3 protein-coding genes are annotated in these 3,217 nt (G+C 63.8%); all 3 read left to right on the forward strand.

The genetic code is table 11. The features are described from left to right. The first annotated feature begins 103 nt into the window (after positions 1-103). The 3 genes from HU811_RS26065 to HU811_RS26075 are packed head-to-tail and all read left to right on the forward strand — an operon-like array spanning position 104 to position 3,088. Positions 104-1,279: an NAD(P)/FAD-dependent oxidoreductase gene (locus tag HU811_RS26065; protein WP_186658942.1), complete on the forward strand. Its 1,176-nt coding sequence runs from the start codon at positions 104-106 to the stop codon at positions 1,277-1,279. Beyond that, positions 1,276-2,088: an aldo/keto reductase gene (locus HU811_RS26070; protein WP_186658945.1), complete on the forward strand. Its 813-nt coding sequence runs from the start codon at positions 1,276-1,278 to the stop codon at positions 2,086-2,088. Before HU811_RS26065 ends, HU811_RS26070 begins: the two co-directional genes overlap by 4 nt. A gap of 34 nt (positions 2,089-2,122) precedes the next feature. After that, on the forward strand, positions 2,123-3,088 hold the full coding sequence (locus HU811_RS26075; RefSeq protein WP_092395688.1) for a metal ABC transporter ATPase: 966 nt from the start codon (positions 2,123-2,125) through the stop codon (positions 3,086-3,088). The last annotated feature ends 129 nt before the right edge of the window (positions 3,089-3,217 follow it).

The raw sequence follows: 3,217 nt of genomic DNA on the forward strand, positions 1-3,217 counted from the left end.
CCACAAAAGCTTTCCTTGCGGGTTGCCGATGTTGATCGTCAACAAATCCCATCCCCATCGAGTCTGTATACTGCGCCCTCGTCTTGAACACTGAGGTCGCTGCATGCCATCCGTTATTTCCACCGACGTTCTGATTGTCGGCGCCGGAGTCGCCGGCCTCTGGCTGAATGCGCGCCTGCGCCGCCAGGGCTTTTCGACTGTGTTGGTGGAAAGCGCCAGCCTCGGCGGCGGGCAGAGCATCAAATCCCAGGGCATCATCCATGGTGGCGCCAAGTACGCCTTGCACGGCGCTCTCACTGGCGCCTCGGAAGCCATCGCCGACATGCCGCGCCGCTGGCGCGAAGCCCTGGCCGGCGAGGGCGAACTGGATCTGTCCGGCGTGCGCCTGCTGTCCGAAGCTCACTACCTCTGGTCTCCCGGCACCCTGGCCGGCAACCTCACCAGCTTCTTCGCCAGCAAGGCCGTGCGTGGGCGGGTCGATCAGGTCAAGGGCGAGCAACTACCGCCGGCCCTGCAAGACAAGCGCTTCAAGGGCAAGGTCTATCGTCTGGCCGAGCTGGTGGTGGACGTCCCCAGCCTGCTTGCACGGCTGGCGGATCTGGCCGGCGATGGTTTGCTGGCCGGCAAAGATATCGAGCCATTGCGCGACGGCGACGAACTGATCGGCCTCAAGGTTGATGGCCGCGAGATCCGCGCCCAACGTATCGTCCTCAGCGCCGGGGCCGGCACCGCCGACCTGCTCAAGGCCCTGAGCCTGGACCAACCGGCCATGCAGCGTCGGCCGTTGCATATGGTGCTGGTCAAGGGACCGAGCCTCAAGCCGCTGTACGCCCACTGCCTGGGCGGCGGACCGAAGCCGCGCATCACCGTGACCACCCACCCGGCCGCGGATGGCCAATGGGTCTGGTACCTGGGCGGCGACATTGCCGAAGCCGACGGCGTGGCCCGCGAACCCGCCGCACAGATTGCTACCGCCCAGAAAGAACTTGGCCAATTGCTGCCCTGGGTCGACCTCAGCACCGCACAATGGGCCACGCTGCGCGTCGATCGTGCCGAACCGCTGCAATCGGGCCTGACCCGCCCGGACAACGCCTTTCTCGCCGAGCAGGATCGCCTGCTGGTGGGCTGGCCGACCAAACTGGCCTTGGCCCCGGACTTTGCCGATCGGGTGATCGCCACACTTCAACGCGATGGCATCGCCCCCAGCCATCCGGCGCCATTGCCGGACCTGCCGAAACCACCCATGGGCGTCCCTGCCTGGGAGCAGCTGCTGCCATGAGCCAACCGACCCTGCACGACTTGCATCGCCCGCTGGGCACTAACGGCCCGCGGGTTTCACCCCTGGGCCTGGGCACCGTCAAGCTCGGCCGCGACCAGGGGGTCAAATACCCCAACGGTTTCCAGATTCCCGATGACGACGAAGCGCGGATGCTGCTCAAACTGGCGCGTGATCTGGGTATCAACCTGATCGATACCGCGCCGGCCTATGGCCGCAGTGAAGAACGCCTGGGCCCGTTGTTGCGCGGCCAGCGTCAGGATTGGGTGATTGTCAGCAAGGTCGGCGAAGAATTCAGTGACGGCCAGTCGCACCACGACTTCAGTGCCGCCCACACCCGATTTTCGGTGGAACGCAGCCTCAAGCGTCTGGAAACGGACTACATCGACATGGTGCTGGTGCACTCCGACGGCAATGACCTGGCGATTCTCAACGACAGCGAGGTCTACCCGACCCTGGCGGCGCTCAAGCGCGAGGGCAAGATCGGCGGCTTCGGTTTTTCCGGCAAAACCGTCGAGGGCGGTTTGCAAGCGCTGGAGCAAGGCGATTGCGCGATGGTCACCTACAATCTGAACGAACGAAACGAGAAGACGGTCATTGACTACGCAGCCTTGCATGGCAAGGCGATTCTGGTAAAGAAAGCCTTGGCCAGCGGTCACGTCTGCCTGAACCCTGGTGTGGACCCGGTCCGGGCCAGCTTCGAACTGTTGTTTGAGCATCCCGGTGTCGCCAGTGCTATTGTCGGCACCATCAATCCGCTGCACCTCGCCCATAACGTCGCGACCGTTGCCAAGGTCCTTCGTAGAAACTGACGCCGCCCTGCGCGGCCTTAAGGAAGGAGCCGACATGCCGCGTACGCTCATCAGAAAAAACCCCAGCGACTTCAAGACCCTGCCCCTGTTCGTCGAAGCGACACCCGAAGGCCTGACTTACCAGAGCGTCGGGATGCCATTGAATTTCTCCCAGACCCTGCAACGGCGTCGCCCGGTGACGGTGGACGACGCCGAGCGTTTTTCCCTGGAACTGGCAAACCTGGGCGTCTCGGTGCGCCTCACCCTGCACTGGCAGAACCGCGACTATTGGGTACTGGTGCGCCAGCGCCGACAGGACCGTGGCGATGTGGTGCTCAAGCTGATTTCCGGTTATGTCCCGGCCCATGAGCTGAACCTGCCGCTGCTCACCGCCATCAGCGAAATTGCCGAAGAATGCCTGCTGGAAACCCCCGAGGGCTGGCTGGGCGGGCGTTTCAATGACACCTGGTTGCCGGCGCCCTACGCCAGCGCCCTGCATTATCGGGAAGCCTTGCCGTTTCGCCTGACGCCGCTGTCCGGCTCGGCCCGCCCGGTGCGCAGTGCCAACCTGCAACTGATCGAGCGGCCACGGGCCTACGTGCACCTGCCCACGGCTTCGCTGCAACTGATTTACGATTTGCGCCTGGATGTGCCCAAGGAAGCCAAATCCCTGAGCCTGTTTCATGTGGATGAGCGACTGGAGGGAGACCAACTGGTGGCGCGCCTGGACCGCAAGCGACCCGATCTTTATCTGATGCCGCTACAGGACGGTCAGCCCTTGCCCGAGCTGTACACCTTGAAAAAGGATCAACTGTACCCGGCCAGCACCCGTGGGTTGTACCTGGCGGAGAGTTTCGCCAGGCAGGACGGCTGGCTGGTACGAGACGAGCGGATTCGCTGGAAGGATTGGCTGCGCCAGCAGGGGCTGACGCCACCGGGCAAGGAGTCGGGGCTGACCCGATTGAGGGGCAAGGCCCGGCAGTTACTCAAGAAGATCGTGCCGCGCAAGGTGGCGCGTTAACTGTCCCAGCACCTGAAGCGCTGTTGTGGCGAGGGAGCTTGCTCCCGCTTGGCTGGGCTGGCTCTGCAGTGCGAAGCGCCCATAAAAAGGGGGTTGCTACGCAACCCAGCGGGAGCAAGCTCCCTCGCC

Origin of the sequence: Pseudomonas tehranensis, assembly GCF_014268615.1 — a bacterium.
In the GTDB taxonomy this organism is placed as follows: domain Bacteria; phylum Pseudomonadota; class Gammaproteobacteria; order Pseudomonadales; family Pseudomonadaceae; genus Aquipseudomonas; species Aquipseudomonas tehranensis.